The sequence below is a fragment of the Streptomyces sp. CNH189 genome, from assembly GCF_000527195.1.
The window spans coordinates 185,182-208,519 of record NZ_AZUS01000007.1 but is presented as its reverse complement, the minus strand read 5'-3'; the positions used below and the strand labels follow the sequence as shown (position 1 = coordinate 208,519).

15 protein-coding genes are annotated in these 23,338 nt (G+C 74.1%); 7 read left to right on the top strand and 8 right to left on the bottom strand.

Annotation, left to right across the window (positions count from 1 at the left end):
* From B100_RS0112385 to B100_RS0112375, 3 genes are all read left to right on the top strand, one after another.
* Positions 1-1,101: an ABC transporter substrate-binding protein gene (locus B100_RS0112385; protein WP_037722631.1), complete on the top strand. Its 1,101-nt coding sequence runs from the start codon at positions 1-3 to the stop codon at positions 1,099-1,101.
* Positions 1,102-1,279: 178 nt separating this feature from the next.
* A complete protein-coding gene (locus B100_RS0112380; protein ID WP_024884754.1) occupies positions 1,280-2,071 on the top strand; it encodes an ATP-binding cassette domain-containing protein in 792 nt (263 codons plus the stop codon).
* Entirely contained in the window at positions 2,068-3,363 is a 1,296-nt protein-coding gene (locus tag B100_RS0112375; protein WP_024884753.1) for an ABC transporter permease subunit, read from the top strand. The genes B100_RS0112380 and B100_RS0112375 overlap by 4 nt, the downstream gene beginning before the upstream one ends.
* 133 nt (positions 3,364-3,496) lie before the next feature.
* Here B100_RS0112375 and B100_RS0112370 read toward each other — a convergent pair whose 3' ends face one another.
* Positions 3,497-4,129, bottom strand: a complete 633-nt coding sequence (locus B100_RS0112370; RefSeq protein ID WP_024884752.1) for a LysE family translocator — start codon at positions 4,127-4,129, stop codon at positions 3,497-3,499.
* Positions 4,130-4,357: 228 nt separating this feature from the next.
* On the opposite strand from B100_RS0112370, the gene dxs reads away from it, so the two are divergent.
* The gene (gene dxs / locus B100_RS0112365; protein WP_024884751.1) at positions 4,358-6,292 is read left to right on the top strand and encodes a 1-deoxy-D-xylulose-5-phosphate synthase; all 1,935 of its coding nucleotides are present in this window, start codon (positions 4,358-4,360) and stop codon (positions 6,290-6,292) included.
* Positions 6,293-6,474: 182 nt separating this feature from the next.
* Positions 6,475-7,995 (top strand): amino acid permease, encoded by a 1,521-nt coding sequence (locus B100_RS0112360; protein WP_024884750.1) that lies wholly within the window; start codon positions 6,475-6,477, stop codon positions 7,993-7,995.
* Positions 7,996-8,070: 75 nt separating this feature from the next.
* Here the strand turns inward: B100_RS0112360 and B100_RS0112355 are convergent, their stop codons facing one another.
* The 6 genes from B100_RS0112355 to B100_RS0112330 form a co-directional block, all read right to left on the bottom strand.
* Positions 8,071-9,285, bottom strand: a complete 1,215-nt coding sequence (locus B100_RS0112355; protein ID WP_024884749.1) for a beta-ketoacyl-[acyl-carrier-protein] synthase family protein — start codon at positions 9,283-9,285, stop codon at positions 8,071-8,073.
* A complete protein-coding gene (locus B100_RS0112350) occupies positions 9,282-9,542 on the bottom strand; it encodes an acyl carrier protein (protein WP_024884748.1) in 261 nt (86 codons plus the stop codon). The genes B100_RS0112355 and B100_RS0112350 overlap by 4 nt, the downstream gene beginning before the upstream one ends.
* Entirely contained in the window at positions 9,506-10,543 is a 1,038-nt protein-coding gene (locus tag B100_RS0112345) for an NAD-dependent epimerase/dehydratase family protein (protein ID WP_024884747.1), read from the bottom strand. Before B100_RS0112345 ends, B100_RS0112350 begins: the two co-directional genes overlap by 37 nt.
* Positions 10,540-12,138, bottom strand: a complete 1,599-nt coding sequence (locus B100_RS0112340) for an AMP-binding protein (protein WP_024884746.1) — start codon at positions 12,136-12,138, stop codon at positions 10,540-10,542. Before B100_RS0112340 ends, B100_RS0112345 begins: the two co-directional genes overlap by 4 nt.
* 139 nt (positions 12,139-12,277) lie before the next feature.
* Positions 12,278-13,210: an alpha/beta fold hydrolase gene (locus B100_RS0112335; protein ID WP_486585629.1), complete on the bottom strand. Its 933-nt coding sequence runs from the start codon at positions 13,208-13,210 to the stop codon at positions 12,278-12,280.
* Complete coding sequence (locus tag B100_RS0112330; protein WP_024884744.1) at positions 13,207-14,229, bottom strand: 3-oxoacyl-[acyl-carrier-protein] synthase III C-terminal domain-containing protein; 1,023 nt, start codon at positions 14,227-14,229, stop codon at positions 13,207-13,209. Before B100_RS0112330 ends, B100_RS0112335 begins: the two co-directional genes overlap by 4 nt.
* Positions 14,230-14,390: 161 nt before the next feature.
* Here B100_RS0112330 and B100_RS0112325 point away from each other — a divergent pair, with 161 nt between their 5' ends.
* Positions 14,391-21,773 carry a type I polyketide synthase gene (locus B100_RS0112325; protein WP_024884743.1) on the top strand — a complete coding sequence of 2,461 codons (7,383 nt, stop codon included), beginning with the start codon at positions 14,391-14,393 and terminating at the stop codon, positions 21,771-21,773.
* A gap of 74 nt (positions 21,774-21,847) precedes the next feature.
* On the opposite strand, the gene B100_RS0112320 is transcribed toward B100_RS0112325, so the two are convergent.
* A complete protein-coding gene (locus B100_RS0112320) occupies positions 21,848-22,213 on the bottom strand; it encodes a hypothetical protein (RefSeq protein WP_024884742.1) in 366 nt (121 codons plus the stop codon).
* A gap of 102 nt (positions 22,214-22,315) precedes the next feature.
* On the opposite strand from B100_RS0112320, the gene B100_RS0112315 reads away from it, so the two are divergent.
* Positions 22,316-23,335, top strand: a complete 1,020-nt coding sequence (locus B100_RS0112315; RefSeq protein WP_024884741.1) for a hypothetical protein — start codon at positions 22,316-22,318, stop codon at positions 23,333-23,335.
* Positions 23,336-23,338 lie beyond the last annotated feature (3 nt).

Below are 23,338 nucleotides of genomic sequence, written 5' to 3'. Positions count from 1 at the left end.
ATGCGTCGTGCAGCCTTTGCCATTGCCGCGGGTGCGATGGCCGTCTCGCTCGCCGCCTGTGGCAGCGCCGCCGAGTCCGGCGACAAGAGCGACTCGGGTGACTCCGCCGCCAAGGGCGACAACATCAAGGTCGGCCTGCTCCTGCCGGAGAACCAGACCGCGCGGTACGAGAAGCTCGACAAGCCCTTGATCGAGAAGAAGGTCAAGGAGCTCACGAACAACAAGGGCGAGGTCGTCTACGCCAACGCCAAGCAGGACGCCAGCCTGCAGAACCAGCAGGTCGACACGATGGTGACCAACAAGGTCGACGTGCTCATCGTGGACGCGGTGGACGCCAAGGCCATCGCCGGCTCCGTGAAGAAGGCCAAGGAGGCCGGCATCCCGGTCGTGGCCTACGACCGCCTCGCCGAGGGGCCGATCGACGCCTACACGTCGTTCGACAACGTGACCGTCGGCAAGACGCAGGGCGAGGCCCTGCTGCAGGCGCTGGGCGACAAGGCCAAGAGCGGCCAGATCGTCATGATGAACGGCTCCTCCACCGACCCGAACGCCGCCATGTTCAAGGAGGGCGCGCACTCCGTCCTCGACGGCAAGGTGAAGGTCGGCCGCGAGTACGACACCAAGGAGTGGAAGCCGGAGAACGCCAACGCCAACATGCAGGGCGCCATCTCCGCGCTCGGCAAGGACAAGATCGTCGGCGTCTACTCCGCCAACGACGGCATGGCGGGCGGCATCATTACCGCTCTCAGGGCCGCGGGCCTGAAGAACATCCCGGTCACCGGCCAGGACGCCGAACTCGCCGGTGTGCAGCGCATCGTGACCGGTGAGCAGTACATGAGCGTCTACAAGCCGTACCCGCAGGAGGCGAACGTCGCCGCGGAGATGGCCGTCGCGCTGGCCCAGGGCAAGTCGCTGGACTCGATCGCCAAGGACAAGGTCGACAGCCCCACCGACAAGGGCATCCCGTCGGTGATCGTCCCGGTCGTGTCGCTGACCAAGGCGAACATCAACGACACCGTGATCAAGGACGGCATCTACACCGTCCAGGAGATCTGCACGGACAAGTACAAGGCCGCCTGCGACGCGATCAACCTGAAGTAAGCAGCCCCCGCCTCCCGTGACCCGGGGAGTCCGTGACCCGGACTCCCCTACGGGACCGGCTACCACACGCTTCCGCCGGCGCCCCGCACACCACAGCCCCGCAAGCTACGCGGGGCGCCGGACGGAAACACCCCCCAATCCTCTGCACAACCTCCCGCCGGGTCAGGCGGCGAAGGAGATGGTTCACGTGTCCGCTACGCCCGTGCTGGCGTTGCGCGGGGTCTCCAAGCGGTTCGGTGCCGTCCAGGCGCTCACCGACGTCGAGCTTGAGGTCCACGCCGGTGAAGTGGTCGCCCTGGTGGGCGACAACGGAGCCGGAAAGTCCACGCTGGTCAAGACGATCGCCGGCGTGCATCCCATCGATGAGGGCGTCATCGAGTGGGACGGCAAGCCGGTGCAGATCAGCAGGCCGCACGACGCCCAGAGCCTGGGCATCGCGACGGTCTACCAGGACCTCGCGCTGTGCGACAACATCGATGTCGTCGGCAACCTCTACCTGGGCCGGGAGCTCCGCAGGCGCGGCGTCCTGGACGAGGTGGAGATGGAGCGCCGCTCCCGCGAGCTCCTCGACACCCTGTCGATCCGCATCCCCAGCGTCCGTATCCCGATCGCCTCGCTCTCCGGCGGTCAGCGCCAGGTCGTGGCCATCGCCCGCTCCATGCTCGGCGAGCCCAAGCTGGTCATCCTCGACGAGCCCACCGCGGCCCTCGGCGTCGAGCAGACCGCGCAGGTCCTCGACCTGGTCGAGCGGCTCCGGGAGCGCGGCCACGCGGTCATCCTCATCAGCCACAACATGGCCGATGTGAAGGCCGTGGCGGACAAGGTCGCCGTCCTGCGCCTCGGGCGCAACAACGGCGTCTTCGAGGTCAAGTCGACCTCGCAGGAAGAAATCATCTCCGCCATCACGGGCGCCACGGACAACGCCGTGACCCGTCGTGCGGCGCGCACCAATGGGGAGATCGCGAAGTGAGCACCGAGAAGACCTCCACCCCCACCGCCGAAGACAAGTCCGCGGCCAACCCCGAAGCGGCCGCCAAGGCGGTCACCGTGGTCGACCCGCGCCTGCTGGTGCGCGAGCAGGGCCTCGCGGGCTACTGGAACGAGTTCAAGCGGAAGATGAAGGCCGGTGACCTCGGCTCCATACCCGTCGTGGTCGGCCTGCTGATCATCTGGGCCATCTTCACCAGCCTGAACGGCAACTTCCTCACCGCCGGCAACTTCTCCGACATGTCCGTCGCCATGGTCGGCACCGGCATGATCGCCGTCGGCATCGTCTTCGTCCTGCTGCTCGGCGAGATCGACCTGTCGGTCGGTTCCGTCAGCGGTGTCGCGGGCGCCACGTTCGCCGTGCTGAACATCACGCACGGCATGAACGAGATCCTGGCCCTGGTGCTGGCGATCCTCACCGGCACGGTCGCCGGCGCGATCCACGGCTTCATCTTCGCCCGGATCGGCGTCCCGGCCTTCGCCGTCACCCTCGCCGGCCTGCTGTTCTGGCAGGGCTTCATGCTCCAGATCCTGGGCGACAACGGCACCATCAACCTGGACAGCGACGGGCTGGTCGTCAAGCTGACCAGCTACTACTTCACCGACGTGGCCGCCGCGTACGGTCTGGCGCTGCTCGCGACCGTGGCGTACTTCCTCGCCGCGTTCTTCGACAACCGCCGCCGTGAGGCCGCCGGTGTGCCCTCCCGCCCGCTGAACGAGATCATCGTGCGGACGGTGCTGCTCGCGATCCTGGCGTTCGCCGTCGCGATCGTGTTCAACCAGTACAAGGGCCTGCCGCTGGCCGTGGTGGTCTTCCTGGCCTTCCTGGTCCTCACGGACTTCGTGCTGCGCCGTACCTCCTACGGCCGCAAGGTGTTCGCGCTCGGCGGCAGCGTCGAGGCGTCCCGCCGTGCGGGCATCAACGTGGAGCTGATCCGGATATCGGTCTTCGCGATCGCCGGTACCTTCGCCGCGATGGGCGGCCTGTTCGTCGCGTCGAAGATCGCCTCCGCCAACCAGGGCGCCGGTACCGGTGAGTTCCTGATGAACGTCATCGCCGCCGCCGTCATCGGCGGTACGTCCCTCTTCGGTGGCCGCGGCCGCACGTGGGACGCGCTGCTCGGTGTGATGGTCATCGTCTCCATCCAGTACGGGCTCGCGCTGGAGGGCATCGCCTCGCCGGTGCAGTACATGATCACCGGTGGTGTGCTGCTCGCGACGGTCGTCATCGACGCCGTCACCAGGAAGACGCAGAAGTCCGCGGGGCGGGCCTAGTCGGTTCGCCGCGGGTGAGCCGGGGCTGATCGCGCAACGCGCGGAGCCGCATGCCGCTCCAGTCCCGCGCCCCGTCAAGGGCCTCATCGTCGCCCGGTGCCTTCACAGGTGCCGGGCAACGGTGTTTCCGGCGTCAGGCGGTGGTGACGGCCAGGCTTACGCCTATGGCTATGAAGAGCCAGCCCGTCGTCAGGTCCCAGCGGTGGCGGACGCGTGGGCGGGCGAGGACGGTCCGTAACCGGGCGGCCACGGTGACCAGGGCGAACCAGAAGACGACACCGATCAGGACGTCCAGGACGCCGAGGAGGAGGATCGGCCGTGCGGGTGAGTCCGTGCCGTGCACGAACTGCGGCAGGACGCTGAGGAAGAACAGGGCCGCCTTCGGGTTGAGCACGTTGGTGAGAAATCCCTCGGTGAAGCCCGACCGGCCGCGCGCCGGTTCGTCCTCGGGCGCCGCCGCCCCGGTGCCGTGTTCGCGGGCGGTCCGCCGGGCCGCCAGGACCGCCCGGACCCCCAGGTACACCAGGTACGCCGCGCCGAGCAGCTTGACGGCGCCGTAGACCACGGGGGAGCGGGCCGCGATCAGCGACAGGCCGGCAGCGGCGGCCAGCATGTGCACGCACAGCCCCGTCTGGGCGCCCAGCGCCGCGGCCCGCCCTTGGGCGGGACTGTCGGCGGCCGAGCGCACCACCGCCAGGAAGTCCGGCCCCGGGACCAGATAGGCCACCACGACGACACCGAGGAAACCCGTCAGGTCCACCGACATCCGCACTCCTCGGCCCGCCCGGCGGCCGGTCCGCCGTCCGACGGTCTTCCGGTACCCGTACGGGACGCGGACAGGCGGACGGGCGGCGGGAGGGCTCGACGCCTCGTTCGTGGGTACTGCTGATCGGGTGACGTACGACGCACCGCCCGGAGAACGGCCGCCCGGGCGGAAGATTAGACTCGACCCGCCCGGCAACAGCTCGATCAGCTCTACTGCAAGGAGGCACGGGTGCCGCTGCTGACCCGCATCACGGGACCGCGCGATCTGGACCGGCTCACCCTGGAGGAGCTCGACCAGCTGGCCGGGGAGATCCGGACCTTCCTCGTCGACGCGGTCTCCAAGACCGGCGGCCACCTCGGCCCCAACCTCGGTGTGGTGGAGCTCACCCTCGCCCTGCACCGGGTCTTCGAGTCCCCCAAGGACAAGGTCCTGTGGGACACCGGTCACCAGTCCTACGTGCACAAGCTGCTGACCGGCCGGCAGGACTTCTCCCGGCTGAAGATGAAGGGCGGCCTGTCCGGCTACCCCTCGCAGGCCGAGTCCGAGCACGACGTCATCGAGAACAGCCACGCCTCCACCGTCCTCGGCTGGGCCGACGGCATCGCCAAGGCCAACCAGCTGATGAAGCGGGACGACAGCCACGTCGTCGCGGTCATCGGCGACGGCGCCCTCACCGGCGGCATGGCCTGGGAGGCGCTCAACAACATCGCCGACGCCAAGGACCGCCCGCTGGTCATCGTCGTCAACGACAACGAGCGCTCCTACTCGCCCACCATCGGCGGCCTCGCCAACCACCTGGCGACCCTGCGCACCACCGACGGCTACGAGCGCTTCCTGACCCGCACCAAGGACCTCCTGGAGCGCACCCCGGTCGTCGGCCAGGCCCTCTACGACACCCTGCACGGCGCGAAGAAGGGCCTGAAGGACTTCATCGCCCCGCAGGGCATGTTCGAGGACCTCGGCCTGAAGTACGTCGGCCCCATCGACGGCCACGACATCGAGGCCCTGGAGTCCGCGCTGGCCCGCGCCAAGCGGTTCAACGGCCCGGTCATCGTGCACTGCCTCACCGAGAAGGGCCGCGGCTACCAGCCCGCCCTCCAGGACGAGGCGGACCGCTTCCACGCCGTCGGCAAGATCCACCCCGACACGGGCCTGCCGATCGCCACCTCGGGCGCCGACTGGACGTCCGTCTTCGGCGAGGAGATGGTCAAGCTCGGCGAGGAGCGCGAGGACGTCGTCGCCATCACCGCCGCCATGCTCCAGCCGGTCGGCCTCGACAAGTTCGCCAAGCGTTTCCCCGACCGCGTCTACGACGTCGGCATCGCCGAGCAGCACGGCGCCGTCTCCGCGGCCGGCCTCGCCCACGCGGGCGTCCACCCCGTCTTCGCCGTCTACGCCACCTTCCTCAACCGCGCCTTCGACCAGGTGCTCATGGACGTGGCCCTGCACAAGTGCGGCGTCACCTTCGTGCTCGACCGGGCCGGTGTCACCGGCACCGACGGCGCCTCCCACAACGGCATGTGGGACATGTCGATCCTCCAGGTGGTGCCCGGACTGCGGCTCGCCGCCCCGCGCGACGCCGACCAGGTCCGCGCCCAGCTCCGCGAGGCCGTCGCCGTCGAGGACGCCCCCACCGTGGTGCGCTTCTCCAAGGGCGCCGTCGGCCCCGCCGTGCCCGCCGTGGGCCGCGTCGGCGGCATGGACGTCCTGCGCGAGCCCGGCACCGACACGCCCGACGTGCTGCTCGTCTCCGTGGGAGCGCTCGCGCCGATGTGCCTGGAGATCGCCTCCCTGCTGGACCGGCAGGGCATCTCCACCACCGTCGTCGACCCGCGCTGGGTCAAGCCCGTCGACGAGGCCATGGCGCCGCTCGCCGAGAAGCACCGCGTCGTCGTGACCGTCGAGGACAACTCGCGCGTCGGCGGTGTCGGCTCCGCGGTCGCGCAGGCCCTGCGCGACGCCGGGGTGGACATGCCGTTGCGTGACTTCGGCATCCCGCCGCGGTTCCTCGACCACGCCTCGCGCGCCGAGGTGATGACCGAGATCGGTCTGACCGCCCCGGACATCGCCCGTCAGGTCACCGGCCTGGTGGCGAAGCTGGACGGCCGGTACGAGCGGTCCTCCGCCGACGCCGTCGACGCGGTGGAGCCCGCCCGGGACTGACCCGCCGTCCGCGCGCGACCCGCCGTCACCGGTCCGGCCGCGCGCACGTGGTCCGAACGGGCCGCGCGTGCCACCGTGAAGTGTGGCGCGCGCGGCCCGTTCGCGTGAAGGCGTCCGTGCCGGGGCATACGAACCACGCCCCCTCTCGATCATGTCGAGGACGACAAGCGTGGGAGGTACCCGTGACAAGCCCCCTCTTCCGGACGAAGAAGGTAGAGCAGTCCATCCGCGACACCGAGGAGCCCGAGCACGCCCTCAAGAAGTCCCTGTCCGCGCTGGACCTCACCGTCTTCGGCGTCGGTGTCATCATCGGCACCGGCATCTTCGTCCTCACCGGTACGGTCGCCAAGGACAACGCCGGGCCCGCCACGGCCCTGGCGTTCGTGGTGGCCGGCGTCGTCTGCGCGCTCGCCGCGCTCTGCTACGCCGAGTTCGCCTCCACCGTCCCCGTGGCGGGCTCCGCGTACACGTTCTCGTACGCCTCCCTGGGTGAGCTTCCGGCCTGGATCATCGGCTGGGACCTGGTCCTGGAGTTCGCGCTCGGCACGGCGGTGGTGGCCGTCGGCTGGTCGGGCTACATCCAGTCGCTCATGGACAACGCGGGCTGGGAGATGCCCGCCGCCCTCGGCAGCCGTGAGGGCTCCGACGTCTTCGGCTTCGACATCCTCGCCGCCGTCCTGGTGCTGGTCCTCACCGGCATCCTGGTCCTCGGCATGAAGCTGTCCGCCCGGGTCACCACGGTCGTCGTCGCCATCAAGGTGACCGTCGTCCTGGTCGTCATCATCGCCGGTGCCTTCTTCATCACCGCCGACAACTACGACCCGTTCATCCCGGACTCCAAGCCCGTGCCCGCCGGGGACAGTCTCGACTCCCCGCTCATCCAGCTGATGTTCGGCTGGGCCCCCGCCAACTTCGGCGTGATGGGCATCTTCACCGCCGCCTCCGTGGTGTTCTTCGCCTTCATCGGCTTCGACATCGTCGCCACGGCCGCCGAGGAGACCAAGAACCCGCAGCGCGACATGCCCCGCGGCATCCTCGGCTCCCTGCTCATCTGCACCCTGCTCTACGTCCTGGTGTCGATCGTCGTGACCGGCATGCAGCACTACACCGAGCTGTCCGTGGACGCCCCGCTCGCCGACGCGTTCAAGGCCACCGGGCATCCCTGGTACGCCGGCTTCATCAGCTTCGGGGCCGCCGTCGGCCTGACGACCGTCTGCATGATCCTGCTGCTCGGCCAGACCCGCGTCTTCTTCGCGATGAGCCGCGACGGACTGCTGCCCCGGTTCTTCTCCCGGGTCCACCCCCGGTTCAAGACCCCGCACCGGCCGACCATCCTGCTCGGTGTCCTCATCGCGATCCTGGCCGGCTTCACCCCGCTCAACGAACTGGCCGCGCTGGTGAACATCGGCACGCTGTTCGCCTTCGTCATCGTCGCCATCAGCGTGCTCATCCTGCGCCGCACCCGGCCCGACCTGCCCCGCGCGTTCCGCACCCCCTGGGTGCCGGTGCTGCCGATCGTGTCGGTGGCGGCCTCGCTGTGGCTGATGCTCAACCTGCCTACAGAGACCTGGGTCCGGTTCGGCGTCTGGATGGCGATCGGCATCGTCGTGTACTTCCTCTACAGCCGCAGCCACAGCCGGCTGGCCGGCGGGGAGGACGCGGAGACCGGAGCCGTCGGACCGTCCGGCAAGGGACCCGGCTGACCCGTTTCCCGGCGGGCCCGGCCCCGCGAGCCCGGGGCGCGCACCCGAGCGGTGCGCGCCCCGGGCTCCGGCACGTCAGGAGGCGAACGCCAGGACGACGTTGTGGCCGCCGAACCCGAAGGAGTGGCTGACCGCCACCCGGACGTCCTGCCGGCGCGGCTCCTTGGTGACGCAGTCGATGCCGAAGCCCGCCGCGGGCGCCCGCAGATTCCCCACCGGAGGCACCGTGCGGTGCTGGAGGGTCAGCACCGTCAGCGCCGCCTCGACGGCGCCCGCCGCCCCCAGGCTGTGCCCCAGGACGCCCTTCGGCGCGGTCACGCTCGGCCGGTGCGGCAGCACCCGGGAGATCAGCGCCGCCTCGCCCGCGTCGTTCAGCGGCGTGGACGTCCCGTGCGCGTTGACGTGGTCGACGTCGCCCGGGACCAGGCCCGCGTCCGCGAGGGCCGTGCGCAGGGCGTCCTCCGCGCCCCGGCCGTCCGGGTCCGGCGCCGTCGGATGGTGCGCGTCCGAGGCGCTGCCGCAGCCCACGAGCCGGGCCCGTACGGACGCGCCGCGCGCCGCCGCGTCCGCGGCGCGCTCCAGCACGAGGACGCCCGCGCCCTCCGCGAGGACGAAGCCGTCCCGGTCCTCGGCGAACGGCCGGGACGCGGAGGCCACCGCGTCGGTGCGTCCGGACAGCGTGCCCATTCGCCAGAACCCGGCGGCCGCCAGCGGGCCGACGGCCGCCTCGGTGCCGCCCGCCACGGCGACGTCGCACCGGCCGGCCGCCAGCAGGTCGCGGGCCACGGCGAGGGCGGTGGCGCCGGACGCGCACGCGGTGGCCGGGGCCAGGGCCGGACCGCGCGCCCCGAGGTCGATGGACACCTCCCCGGCCGCCATGTTCGGCAGGATCTGAGGGACGGTCAGCGCGGACACCTGATCGGCGCCCCGCTGCTCCAGGCGCCTGCCCTGCTCCTCGCGCACCGCGTCCGCGCCGATGCCGCAGCCGATGACGACGGCGACCCGCCGGGCGTCCCACGTCACGGGGTCCAGACCGGCGTCGTGGACGGCCTCCCGGGCGGCCAGCACCGCCAGCACGGTGTTGCGCGCCATGCGCCACGAGGCGCGCCCGACGCGCCGGTCCAGCTCCTCGCGGGACAGCGGGACGCGGCAGGAGAAGTCCACGGGCAGCCCCGCCAGCACCGGGTCGTGGGACGCCGTCCCCACGCCCCGGCACACCCCCTCCCAGGTCGCGGCGACGCCCTCCCCGGCGGGGGTGACCAGGCCCAGACCCGTGACGGCGACGGTCATGCGGGGCCCACCGGCCGCGCGCCCTCCGCCCGCAGCGCGTCGAGGTGCCGGGCGACCTCCTCCAGGGTGGCGGTGCGGGAGGCCGCCTCGGTGCTCACCCGCACGCCGAGGCGTTCGTGGAGCACGAGCACCAGCTCGGTCAGGGCCAGCGAGTCGAGGTCCAGCTGCCCGAAGGTGCGCCGGGGCTCGATCTCGTCCTCGGGGACGCGGAAGGAGCTGGTCAGGACGGATCGGAGAACGTCGTAGGAGTCCGGCACGGTGTGTCCTTGCTGGGGTGGGGGAGGGACGGGGCGAGCTCCGCGACGCCCTCGTCGAACGAGACGGGCGGTACGAAGCCGAGGTCGCGGCGCGCCGCGGTGAGGTCGAAGTGGTGCGGGTGCAGCAGCTCCTCGACGAGGAACCGGCTCAGGGCGTGCGTGCGGGTGCTGCCGGCCAGGCGCAGCAGGGTGTCGGCCGCCGTCGCCGCGCCGGCCGCCAACGGGGGCGGTACGGCGCACCAGCGGGCGCGGATCCCGGCGGCCCGCAGGAAGTGCCCGGTGATCTCGCGCAGGGTGCGCGGGTCGCCCTGGCCGACGAAGTAGGCCCGGCCGCCCGCCTCCGGGTGGTCCCGCAGCCGGTCCAGGGCGAGCAGATGGGCGTGCGCGGCGGTGCGGACGTGGGTGGTGTCGACGAGGTTGCCGCCGTCTCCCGGCATCGGCAGCAGTCCGCCCCGCACGGCGCGTGCGAGGGCGGGCACGAAGTGCGGGTCGCCCGGCCCCCAGACGATGTGCGGGCGCAGCGACACCGTCGCCAGGTCCGGGCCGTGCGCGGCGAGCACCATCGCCTCCGCCCGCGCCTTGGACGCCGGGTAGGGAGCCAGGTGCCGGAGCGCGTACGGCAGGCTCTCGTCGACGCCCTCCAGGCCGCCGGGGCGGAAGACGACGCTGGCGGTGGAGGTGAACACCAGCGTGCGCACCCCGTGGGCACGGCACTGCGCGATCACGTGCCGGGTGCCGGTGACGTTGGTGGTCCAGTACGGCCGGGGCGGGCCACTGACCCCGGCCAGGGCGGCGTTGTGGACGACGGCGTCCTGGCCGGCGACCGCCCGGGAGACCGCGCCGGCGTCGGCGAGGTCGCCCAGGTGCTGGCGGACGCCGAGCCGGTGCAGCGCGGCGCTGTGCCGCCGGTTCAGGGAGGTCACGGTGTCCCCGCGGACGCGCAGGCGGCGGCAGAGTGCCAGGCCGAGGAAGCCGCTCCCTCCGGTGACGAGCACCTTCATGTCAGCCTCCCGCGCAGCCGCCGGGCGGCCCAGCCGGACAGCCGGTGCCGGTCGATCTTGGAGTTGTGCCGGGGGTCGGTGGGGAAGCCGGGGTGCAGCAGGAAGGCGCCCACCCGGTGGCCGTCCGGGTGCTTGCGCACGACGTCCCGCACGGCCGCCAGGGCCCCGGCGCGGGGCGCGGAGGGCAGCGGTTCCACGCAGAGCACGGGCAGTTCGCGGCGGGCCGTGCCGACGCCGACCAGGGCGGTACGCCGTACGCCCGGCACGGTGTCCGCGGTGGCCTCGAGGTCCTCGGGGGCGAGGGTGAAGGCGGCGCCCGTGTCCGTGTCGACTCCGGTGACCAGGTGGGCCCTGCGGCCCAAAAACCACAGCCGGCCCTCCTCGTCGATCCGGCCGAGGTCGCCCGTGCGATGCAGCAGGCCCTCGTCGGTGACGCTCTTGGTGGCGGCGTCGGCGTCCGGGCGCCCGGAGTAGGCGGGACTGACGGTGGGTCCGCCCACCGCGATCTCTCCGGCCCCGGTGGCGTCGGCGTCCAGGATCCGGGCCCATACGCCGGGCAGCGGGCGGCCCAGGCAGGTACCGGCGTGTCCGACGGGCGGGGCGGAGCGGGTGTCGCGCAGTTCGTGGTCGCCGATCGAGGAGACGGGCAGGCACTCCGTCGCGCCGTACACGCTGCGGATGTCCGCGTCGTCCGGGACCACGGCGCGCAGGGCGTCCGCGAGGCCGACGCGCAGCGGGGCGCCGAAGGACAGCACCTGCCGCACCGAGGGCAGCCTGATGCCGTGGCGGACGCAGTGCCGCGCGAGCAGGGTGAGCACGGCGGGTGACGCCAGGACGACGGTGGCGCGGTGTTCCAGGACGGGGCCCACCACCTCCTGCGGCCGGGTGCGGGCCGGGGCCAGGTGGTTGACCGCAGGGACGACGGTGACCGGTCCCAGCAGCGGGCCGAGCAGCGCGACGGGCAGGAAACCGGCGAGGAGGACGTCGTCGGGCCGGGGTCCGATCAGCGTGGTCAGCGCGTCGAGTTGTCCGGCCAGCGTGGAGAGGCGGTACTCGGCGCCCTTGGGCCGTCCCGTGGAGCCGGAGGTGAAGGCGATCAGGGCGGTGTCGTCGCCGTCGGGCTCGTGGAGGCCGGGCGGCGCGACCGGGCCGGCGTCCGGCGCCGTGGTGACCAGCCGCCGTACGCCCGGGACCGGGACCGGGCCGGTGACCAGGGGGACGCGCACGTGGGGCCGGCCCCAGCGCAGGACGCGGCGCCCGAGGTGGGCCAGGGCCTCGCCGACGAACACGTCCGGGGCGACGTCCTCCAGACAGCGGCTCACCTCGGCGCGCGGCTCGATGAGTACGGGGACGGCGCCGAGCACGCCGAGGGCGTAGGTGACGGCCGTCAGGTCGTGGGCGTCGCGCGTCATCACGACGGCCTTGTGGCCGGGGCGTACCCCGGCGTCGTGCAGGGCCCGGGCGATCCGGTGGCAGCGGCGCAGCAGTTCGCCCCGGCCGGCCCCGCGGGACGTGCCCCCGCGGCAGGTCACCAGGGCCAGGCCGTCGGGCCGTTCGGCCAGCCGGGCGGCGAGCCCGGAAACGGTCGCGGTCATGCTGCTCCTGGGACGTCGCGGAGGGGACGGGCGGGTGCGGGTGCCGTGTCGTCCTTGGCGGTGGTGGTCATCGTGCCCCCCGGGATGTCGTGGAGGGGACGGGCGGGTGCGGGTGCCGTGTCGCCCCTGACGGTGGTGGTCATCGTGCTCCCAGGAAGTCGCGGATGAGGTAAGCCAGTTCGGGGGCCGCGTCCTCCATCACGTAGTGGCCGGCCTCCGGGAAGCGGTGCACGGCGGCCCGGGGGAAGTGACGCTCCCACTCGCCCAGCAGGCCGGGGGTGAAGACGGGATCGCGCATGCCCCAGCCGACGAGCAGCGGCAGCTCCGCCAGCCCCGGTCCGTCGGCGGGCGGTTCGAGGAGCCGCCAGACGGGGTCGGCCGGGTCGCGGGGGATCGCCCGTACGGCGTCGGTCACCGCCCCGCGTTCCGTGCGGCGGGCGTACGGCCGCAGGGACGCGCGGCGTTCGGCGGGGGACAGCGGACGGTGCACACCGGCCCGCACGGCGGTCCGCGCGAAGCCGTTGGTCAGATGGACCAGGCCGGCGACCGGCCGGTGGTCCCGGATCCAGCGCAGGTAGAACGGCAGCCGGAACCCCTCGGGGAAGGGGAAGGCCACGGTGTTGCAGACGACGAGCCGCTCCACCACGCCCGGGTTGCGCAGCGCCCAGGCCGCGCCGAGCGGGCCGCCCCAGTCGTGCAGCACGAACGTCCACCCCCGCGGGGGCAGCCCCCGGTCCCGCACCAGGTGGCGGTGGAGGGCGTCCAGGCCCTCCAACTGCGCCTCGTACGGGTCGGGCACCCCGCCCGCCGGACGCAGGTGCCGGGACAGCCCGAACCCCGGCAGGTCGGGTGCCAGGCAGCGGGCGTGCGGGGCCAGCCGGTGCAGCAGTTTGCGCCAGACGTAGCTCCACGACGGATTGCCGTGCAGGAACAGCACCGGACGCCCGCTGCCGAGGTCGAGGTAGTGCTGCCCCGTCACCGGCACGCGCCGCCAGTGCCCCGGGCCCGGGTAACCGGGCATCAGCCGCTCCAGCACGTCGGACGCGGGCGCCCGCCCCGCCCGCACGGTCACCACCGGACCAGGGCCAGACCGAAGCTGAACCCGCTGGCCAGGCCGATCATCGCCACCAGGTCGCCGCGCTCGACGCGGTCGGCGCGCACCGCCTTGGTCAGCTGCAACGGCAGGGAGGCCGCCGCGCAGTTGCCGTGCTCGGCCACGGCGGGCATGCACCGGTCCTCCGGCAGTCCGAACATGTCGAGCGTCTCCCGGTACTGCGGCATCGCGATCTGGTGGAAGGCGACGAAGGCGCAGGAGGACACCGCGCCCAGCTCCTGCGCGGCCGTCTCGACGATGCGCGGCAGCGCGTCGAGGGCACCCTGCCGCAGGTCGCCGTTGAGCCGCAGCGTGGTGTGGTCGTCGTGCACCGACAGGTGGTGCATGCTGCCGCCGCCGGCCACCGTGCAGGCCTCCCAGGCCGCGGAGTTGCTGACGAAGCGCATCGACAGGACACCGGGGTCGCCGTCGCCCGCCGGCCCGGCGGTGAGGACCATCGCGGCGCCCGCGTCGGATGCGGTGTAGCCCGGCAGGGCCCGCAGCAGGGTCTGCCGGTCGGGGGCGTGCCAGCGGGTCGCCAGGGTGGCGGGCTCGCCGCAGGCGATCAGGACCGTGCGGTAGCGGCCCGCCTCGATGAAGGAGGTGGCCACCTCCATCGCGTTGAGGACGCTGTTGCAGGCGTTCTTCACGTCGAACACCGGGCAGTCGGCGCCGAGTTTCGCGGCGACCAGATGCGAGGTGGCGGGCTCGATCAGGTCCTGCGCGGTGGACGCGAACAGCAGCAGGTCCACGTCGCCGATCTTCAGCCCCGCGTCGTCGAGCGCCTGGCGGGCGGCGGCCACGGCGAGGTCGGAGGCGTTCTCGCCGTCCTCGTGCACATGGACGCCGCGCACCCCGGTGAGGTCCTCCAGCAGGCCGGGAGGCGGCGCGTAGCCGCCGGTCGCGGCGATGCGGTCGCGGGTCTCCTCCATGGTCCGGTAGCGGGACGGCAGATGAGCGGCGACGGCCGCGATGCGGGCACGTAGGGCTTCGGGCACCGCGTCACCGTAGCGGCGACGCCCCCGCCCACCAGGCCGGAACGTCCTCCGGACGATCATCTTCACCCCAACGAGTGGGCGCCGCTGGCCTTTTCGAACCGGGATGTTCTCTACTCCGCTGACAAAGCTGGCAATCGGCGCGAGAGGGCGGGAACTTGGCGATGCAGGAGTGCGAACGAGCTGTTGCGGTGGTGGGGGTCGGCTGCCGGCTTCCCGGAGGCATCACCGATCTGGACGGGCTGTGGTCCGTGCTGCGCGAGGGGCGGGACATGGTCGGGGAGATGCCCGCCGACCGCTTCCCCAAGGACCGCACGGTCGACCCGGGAGCGGTCCGCCCGGGCCGCAGCTACACCGCCGCCGGCGGCTTCCTGCCGGACGTGGCGTCCTTCGACGCCGCCTACTTCGGCATGTCGCCCGCCGAGGCCCGGCACGTCGACCCGCAGCAGCGGCTGCTGCTGGAGATGGCCGCCGAGGCCCTGGACGACGCCGGCGTGCCCGCCGAGTCGCTGGCCGGGTCGGACACCAGCGTGTATGTGGGCGTCTCGGACCCGGCGTACGGCGTCGGCCTGTCGATGACGCAGGACCACACCAGCCCGCACACCATGCCCGGCGCCACCCTGTCCATCACCGCCAACCGCCTGTCGTACGCCTTCGACCTGCGCGGCCCCAGCATGGCCGTCGACACCGCCTGCTCCTCCGCGCTGGTCGCCCTGGACCGCGCCTGCCGCACCCTGCACGAGGGCACCGGCCGCGTCGCCCTGGCCGCCGGCGTCAACGTCCTGATCAGCCCCTACTCGTTCGCCGGGTTCTCGTACGCCGGCATGCTGTCCCGGCGCGGGCGCTGCGCGGCCTTCTCCGCCGACGCCGACGGCTTCGTCCGTGCCGAGGGCGGCGCCGTCCTCGTCCTCAAACGCCTCGCCGACGCGGTCGCGGACGGCGACCGGATCCACGCCGTGCTCGCCGCCACCGGCAACAACACCGACGGCCGCAGCACCGGCATGATCGTGCCCAGCGCGAAGACGCAGGAGGCGCTGCTGCACGAGGTCTACGCGCGGGCCGGCGTCGGCCCCGACGACCTGCTGTACGTCGAGGCGCACGGCACCGGCACCCAGGCCGGCGACCCCGCCGAGGCCGAGGCCATCGGCCGCGCCCTCGGCACGCGCCGCAGCAGCGGCCCGCTGCCGATCGGGTCGGTGAAGTCGAACCTCGGCCACCTGGAGCCCGCCTCCGGCATGGCGGGTCTGCTCAAGGCGATCCTGGTGCTGCGCCACCGGCTCGTCCCGGCCTCCCTGCACGCCCTCCCGCTCAACCCCCGCATCGACTTCGACGGCCTGAACCTCGCCCCCGCCGTCGAGCCCGTCCCGGTGCCGGACGGCGACCGGGCCGCCGTCGGCGTGAGCGCCTTCGGCTTCGGCGGGGCCAACGCCCACGCCGTGGTCGTCCCGCCGCCCGCCGCCCCGGAACCGGAGCCGGAGCCCGACCGGCCCGCACGCCCGCTGCCCCTGATGGTGTCCGCACGCTCCGGCGCGGCGCTGAAGGACATGGCCGGCCGCATGGCCGAGCGGCTGCGGGCCGCGGACCCGGGGGAGTTCCACGACCTGGCCCGCACCAGCACCGTACGGCGCACCGCGCACCCGCACCGCGCCGCCGTCCTGGCCGCCGGTCCGGCGGACGCCGCCCGCCAGCTGGACCTCCTGGCGGCCGCGGAACCCGCGCACGGGGCCGTGGTGCGCGTGAGCGAACGGGAGGGCACCGCGTTCGTCTACGCGGGGAACGCCTCCCAGTGGCCCGGCATGGGAGCCGACCTGCTCGACGCCGAGCCGGTCTTCCGCCGGGCCGTCGAGGAGGCCGACGCGGCCCTCGCCCCGCATCTCGGCCGGTCCGTGATGAAGGAGCTAGCCCACCCGGCGCCGCGCACCTGGCAGCGCACCGAGGTCGCACAGCCCGCCCTGTTCGCCGTGCAGGCCGGGCTCACCGCCCTGCTCGCCTCGTACGGCGTGCGGCCCGGCGCGGTGGCCGGACACAGCGTCGGCGAGGTTGCCGCCGCGCACGCCGCCGGGATCCTCACCCTGGAGCAGGCCGCCCTGGTGATCGCCGAACGCAGCCGCACCCAGGGCACCACCGCCGGCCGGGGCCGCATGGCCGCCGTCGGCCTGCCCGAGGAAGCGGCCCGCGAGGAACTCGCCGCCTATGACGGCGCGTTGGAGATCGCGGGTGTCAACAGCGACCGGGACGTGACCGTCGCCGGAGATCCCGACGCGCTCGCCGCCTGGGGCGCCGGCCTCACCGCCCGCGGCGTGTTCTTCCGCGACCTCGGCCTGGACTACGCCTTCCACAGCCGGGCCATGAACCCCATCCGCGAGCCGCTGCTCACCGCCTTGGACGGACTCGCCCCCGCCCGCGCCCGCATCCCGTTCGTCTCCACCGTCACCGGCACCCTCCTGGACGGGCCCGAGCTGGACGCCTCGTACTGGTGGCGCAACGTGCGTGAACCGGTCAGGTTCGCCGAGGCCGCCGCCCGACTCACCGACGGGCACGCGGGCACCCTCGTGGAGATCGGCCCGCACCCGGTGCTCCGCCCCTACCTGCGCCGCACCGGCGCCACCTGCGTGCCCACCCTGCACCGCGAGGGCGACGGCCCCCGCGAGACGGCCGCCGCGGTCGCCGCCGTCCTCGCCGCCGTGCCCGGCACGGACCTCGGCGCGCACTTCCCCCGCCAGGGCCGCGTCGTCGACCTGCCCGCCTACCCCTGGCAGCGGCAGCGGTACTGGCACGGCACTCCACAGGGCCTGGTCAGCGGCACCAGCGGCAACGGCCTGCTCGACCACCCGCTGGTCGGCGAGCGGATGCCCGCCCCGCACCCGGTGTGGCACGGCACCGTCGAACCCCAGCTGGTGCCCTGGCTCGGCGACCACAAGATCGGCGACGACGTCCTCATGCCGGCCGCCGCCTACGTCGACATGGCGCTCAGCGCGGGCCGAATGGCCTTGGACCGCCCCGTCGAGGTACGGCACCTGGAGATCGGCCGGCCACTGTCCGTGCCGTGGCCCGACCCGACCCCGGTCGCCCTCCAGACCGCCGTCACCCCGGACGACGGCGCGCTCACCGTCAGCGTCCGCGAGGAACTCCACGGGGAGTGCCAACCCGTCGTCCGCGCCCAGGTCCGCACCCTGCTCGGCGCCGCACCGGAGCGGCTCGACGTGGACGCGCTGCGCGCCCGCTGCGAACGGACCCTCGACGGAGACGCGTTCTACCGCATGTGCCACGCCATCGGCCTGAACTGCGGCCCCGACTTCCAGCTCATCGACCGCATCGACGCGGGCGACGGCGAGGTGCTGGTCTCCTACCGGCTGCGGCACGACGCCGCCGCCTTCACCGCCCACCCGGTCCTGCTCGACGCCCCGCTCCAGGCCACCGTCGCCCTCGCCGGACCGACGGCGGAGTCCGCCGGATTCCTGCCCACCGTGTTCGGCGCCGTCCGCGTCTGGCGCACCCCCTCGCCCACCGGGATCGTGCACCTGCGCCGGCGCTCCCGCAGCGCCAACGAGATGTGCTGGGACATCACCTACGCCGACCCCGACGGCACGGTCACCGCCGAGATCGACGGCTGCCGCACCCGCCGCGGCCACATGACCGGGGACACCCCGCTCACCGTCCAGCGCACCGTGCTCCGCGCCGCCCCGCGCCCGGGCTCCCCGGCCGGCCCGAGCCCGCTGCCCGCCCCCGCCGAGCTGGTGCGCGCCGCCGCGCCCCGCCTCACCGCGGCGCGGGCCGCCCTCGACGACACCGGCCACCACCGCTTCGTCGCGGCCGCCGAACGCGCCGGCGCCCACTGCTGGGCCGCCGCCCTGCGCGGCCTGCTCACCGACCCGACGGCGCCGTTCACGGTCGCCGACCTGGTGGCGGGCGGCATGCAGACCCGGCACCGGCGGGCGGCACGGCTCATGCTGCCGCTGCTGGCCGCGCACGGCCTCGCCCGGCAGGACGGCGACCACTGGCAGCTGACCGGCGCCGGAGAGGCGCCCGAAACCGTGCTGCGGGCGCTGGTGGAGGACCACCCCGGCCACGGCGCCGAGACCCTCCTGCTCAACCGGCAGCTGTACCGCCTGCCCGAGGTGGTGCGGGGCGTGACCGACGCCGCCGACCTGCTGCCGCCCGGCGACAGCACCCTCGACCAGCTGCACGAGACCGGCCCCGCCCACCGCTACACCCACCGGGCCGTGCAGGCGGTGCTCGGAGCCCTCGTCGAACGCTGGCCCGCCGACCGGCCGCTGCGCGTCCTGGAGGTCGGCGCCACCACCGGTGCCCTGACCGCGGCGGTCCTGCCCGTGCTTCCCGCCGACCGCACCCGCTACGTCTGCACGGCCCCGGCCGGCACCGGCTTCGCCCGCGCCGAACACCGCTTTGCCGCCTACGACTTCACCGAGTACCGCACCCTCGACCCGGACAGCGACCTCCTCGCCCAGGGTCTGCCGCGCGGCGGCTTCGACCTCGTCCTCGCGGGCGACGCCCTGCACGCCACCACCGATCTCGCCGTGACCCTGCGCCGGCTGCGCGACGTGCTCGCCCCCGGCGGCCACCTGCTGGCCGCCGAACCGCACCACACGGTGCTCCAGGCGCTGCGCTCCGCCATGCTGAACGACTTCTGGGAGCGCGACGACCACGCCCTGCGCCCCGCCTGCCGCGTCCTGCCCCACGACCGGTGGGCGCCGCTGCTGGAGGAGTGCGGCTTCACCGGTGTCGTCCAGCACGGCCCCGAGGACCGCAGCCTGCTCCTCGCCGCCGCCCCCGAGGAACGAAAGGACGCGCAACAGGACGCGCATGAGGCGCCCCTGACGGCAGAGGGCGCCCCCTGGGTGATCGCCGTCGAGGACGGCACCGAGACCCCGACCGCGCGCGAACTCGCCACCCTCCTCGGCGGGGCCGCCGTCGTCACCGCATCCGAGGACCCCGACGCCTGGCGCGCGACGCTCCCCGCCGCCACCGGCCCGCGGATCGTCCTGCTGCTCGCGGAACCCGGACCGGACGACACCGTCCCGCGGACCGTGCGCCGCGCCGCCCTGCTGCGCTCCCTGGCCACCGCCTGCGAGTCCGTCGAGGGCCGCACACAGCCCCTGCTGTGGCTGGTCACCCGGCCCACCGGCCTCTTCCCGGCCCCCGAGCAGCCGGCCCACCCCGGCGACGCGGCCGTATGGGCGGCCTGCCGCACCCTCGCCAACGAGCGGCCCGACCTGGACCTGCGGCGCCTGTCCTGCCACCGCACCGGCGACCCCGCCACCGACGCCCGGCGCCTCGCCGGGGAACTCCTCGCCCCCTGCGACGACGACCCGGGCGCCCGCGAGGACGAGGTCGTGCTGACCGGGCGGGGCCGGTTCGTCCCCCGGCAGACGCAGCATCCGGCGGGGGAGGCCCCGGCCCTCCCGCCCGGCACGCCGTACATCCTGGAGGTGCGCGACCCCGGCCTGCACCGGCGGCTCGTCTGGCGTAAGACGGAACTGCCGGAACCGGGACCCGGCGAGGTCACCGTCGAACTGCGGGCCGTGGCCCTCAACTACCGCGACCCCATGCGCGCCAACGGCCTGCTGCCGCCCGAGGCGGTGGAGAACAGCCCCCTCGGCCGGGGGCTCGGCACCGACGGAGCGGGCGTCGTGACCGCCGTCGGACCCGACGTGCGGGACCTGCGGCCCGGCGACCGGGTCACCGGCCTGATGCCCGCCGCCCTCGCCTCCCACACGACGACCTCCGCCGCCGCCGTCGTACGCGTCCCCGACGGGATGACCTTCGCGGAGGCCGCCACCTTCCCCGTCGCCTTCCTCACCGTCCACCACACCCTGGTCCACCAGGCCCGTCTCACGGCCGGCGAGACCGTCCTCGTGCACGGCGGCGCCGGGGCGGTCGGCCTCGCCGTCCTGCAGTGCGCCCGCCGGCAGGGCGCCCGGGTCATCGCCACCGCCGGCACCGAGACCAAGCGGGACCTGCTCCGCACGCTCGGCGCCGACCACGTCCTCGACTCCCGCAGCCTGGACTTCGTCCCCCGGGTACGCGAACTCACCGGCGGGCAGGGCGTGGACGTCGTGGTGAACTCCCTCAGCGGCGAGGCCGTCTCCCGCGGCCTGGACCTGCTCCGCCCCAACGGCCGCTTCATCGAACTAGGCAAGCGGGACATCTTCCTCAACAACCCGCTCACGCTGCGCCCGTTCGACCGCAGCCTCACCTTCATCGGCTTCAACCTCGACGCCGTGATCGACGCCCCCGCCCTGCGCTCCCGGCTCATCGAGGACTTCGGCGCCCTCGTGGCCGACGGCGCCTACCGGCCGCTGCCGCACACCGCCCACCCCGCCGCCCGGGTCGACGAGGCCTTCCACCTCCTCCAGCACTCCCGGCACACCGGGAAGGTCGTCGTCACCTTCGACCCGCTCGACGAACCCGTCCCGGTGGAACCCGGGCCCGGCACGCCCCGCCTCGACGGTGACGGCACCTACCTGGTCACCGGCGGCACCGGCGGTTTCGGCGCCGCCACCGCCCGCCGCCTCGCCGGCCTGGGGGCCCGGCACCTCGCCCTCGTCTCCCGCCGGGGCCCCGACGCGCCCGAGGCGCCCGCACTGCTCCGGGACCTCACCGAACAGGGTGTGCGGGCCACCGTGCACGCCGCCGACATCACCGACGAGGCCGCCGTGCGCCGGCTTCTCGACGCCGTGGACGCCGGCGGGCATCCCCTGCGCGGTGTGGTGCACGCGGCCATGCACATGGACGACGCGGCCCTCGCCGACCTCACCGACGAGAGGTTCGCCGCCGTGCTGGCGCCCAAGGCGGGCGGCGCGGCCCTGCTGGACCGGCTCACCGCCGGCCGCGACCTGGACCTGTTCCTCGCCCACTCGTCCGTGTCCGCCGCCATCGGCAACCCGGGACAGGCCGCCTACGCCGCGGCCAACGCCTACCTGGAGGCCCACGCCCGGGCCCGCCGCGCCGCTGGCCGGCCGGGCACGGCCCTGGCGTGGGGGCCGATCGGCGGCACCGGGTACGTCGCCCGCACCGGGATGGAGTCCGCGATGACCGAACGCGGCCTGGAACTCCTCAGCTCCGACGAGGCCCTCGACGTGGCCGGACGCCTGCTGGCCGCCGGCACCGACGTCGCCGGGGCGGGCCGCTACCGCTGGGGGGCCGCACGCCATCTGCTGCCCGCCCTGGCCACCCCCCGGTTCGCCCGGCTGGCCCCGGCCTCCGCCGTGGCGTCCCCGGACGCCCGCGACGCACTGCTGCGCACGCTGGCCGGACTGCCCGCCGAGGAGGCCGTGGAAAAGATCACCGAGACGCTGACCCAGCTCCTCGCGACGGTCCTCCAGACCGACCCGGCGGGCCTGGACCCCGCGCACCACGTCACCGACTACGGGCTCGACTCACTGCTCGGCATGCAGTTCCTGGTCCAGGCGAGGGACCTGTTCGACATCCGGCTCGCCCCGGCCGACCTGGCCACCGGGCGCACCCTGCACCACTTCGCCCGCCTGGTGCACCAGCGCCTCGCCCCCGGGACCGGCCAGGAGTAGCCGGCCGACACCGTCCGCCGTGCCGTGCCGTCCGCCGTGCCGGCCCGGCACGGCGGACGGCCGTACGTCTCGTCTCAGCGGCGCACCGAGCGCGGCCCGGTGACGTCCGCGCCCAGCGCCGTCACCCGGCGGCGCAGTTCACGGTCGGCGGTGACCACCAGCACCGGGCGGTCGCCCGCCGCGGCCACCAGTTCGACCATGTGGTCGTCCCCGCTGCCGGGCGCCGACGCCACCCGGACGCCCGGCACCGGCTCCACCCCGCGCGCCGCACCCTCCACGACCAGCAGGATGTCCACTCGTCCGGCGTGCCCGGGCAGCCCGTCGGCGGCCAGCCGGTCCCGCAGCCGTTCCGCGGCGCCCCGCCGGTCCCGCCACCAGCCGTCGGGCACCGACCCCACGACGTTCGCGGCGTCCACGATCACGAGCAGGGCGTCTTCCATACGGTCAGGGTCCCACGCAAGCCGGGCAATCCCGCCGCGGGGGCGGCCGTACGGCGGGGTCCCCGCGCCCGCCCCGCGGAGCCGTGTGCGTAAGGTGAACAGGTGAACGGCGACTGGCTTCTCCGCGGCCGCGACGGCCGCCTCACCGTCTATCTGAAATCGGACGACGCCGTCCTGTGCCGTGCGGAGCTCGCTCCCGGCGGGCCCTGGGAGCCCTTCCGCCAGGCCGGCGGCGGCCTGGGGCTCCACCCGGGACCGGCTGCCGTGGGACAGGGCGCCGACGGCTACGCCCATCTGGCGGCCTGGCGGCCGGCCGGGAAGGGCGAGGCCCGCCTGGTGCACTCCACCCACTTCCGCCCCCGCCTCGCCCCCCTGGACTGGGTCCCCGTCGGCCACCCCAACGGCAAGGGCGACCGCACCGGCACCCCCGCCGTGGCCGTCGACGACCGCAGGCGCGCCTACGTGTTCGTCCGCAACGCGGGCGGCGGCGTCAGTCTCCTCGTCCAGAAGGAGCGGGGCGGCTGGTACCCGTGGCGGGACCTCGCGGGCACCGACATCCAGGACCAACTCGCCGCCACGAGCCGGGAGTCCGGACTCGTCGAGCTGTACGCGGCCACCGGCGACCGGATCCTGCACTGGCGTCAGAAGGAGCCCGGACGGACCCCCGCCCGGGAGGAGGAGGCCGAGGTCGCCGCCCGCCCGGGCACCCTGCGCGCCCTGCGCACGTCCGCCGAGCGGACCACCCTCTTCTTCGTCGACCGGCACGGCGACCTGTGCGCGTGGCGCCCCGGCGGCAAGCCGGTGACGCTGCTTCCCGCGGCGGGACCCGGCCCCGTCGCGGCCGTGCGCTGCGCCATCGACGGGCACGACTGCACGGTGCTCGCCCAGCGCTCCGCGAGCGGCCGGGTGGCGTTCGCCGCCTACCCGACCGAGCAGGAGCAGGCGGGCGCCTGGTGGACCGAGTCCGGCCCCCAACTGCCGTCCGGCACCCTGGTCGCCCTGGCCGTCGACGCCGAGGGAGAGGTCGTCGCGGCCTCCCTCGAACCCGACTCCGCCACGCTCCGGGTCACCCGCCGCACGGACGAACCCGGCCTGGCGCTGCGTCCGTGGCGGGAGGTCTGAGGG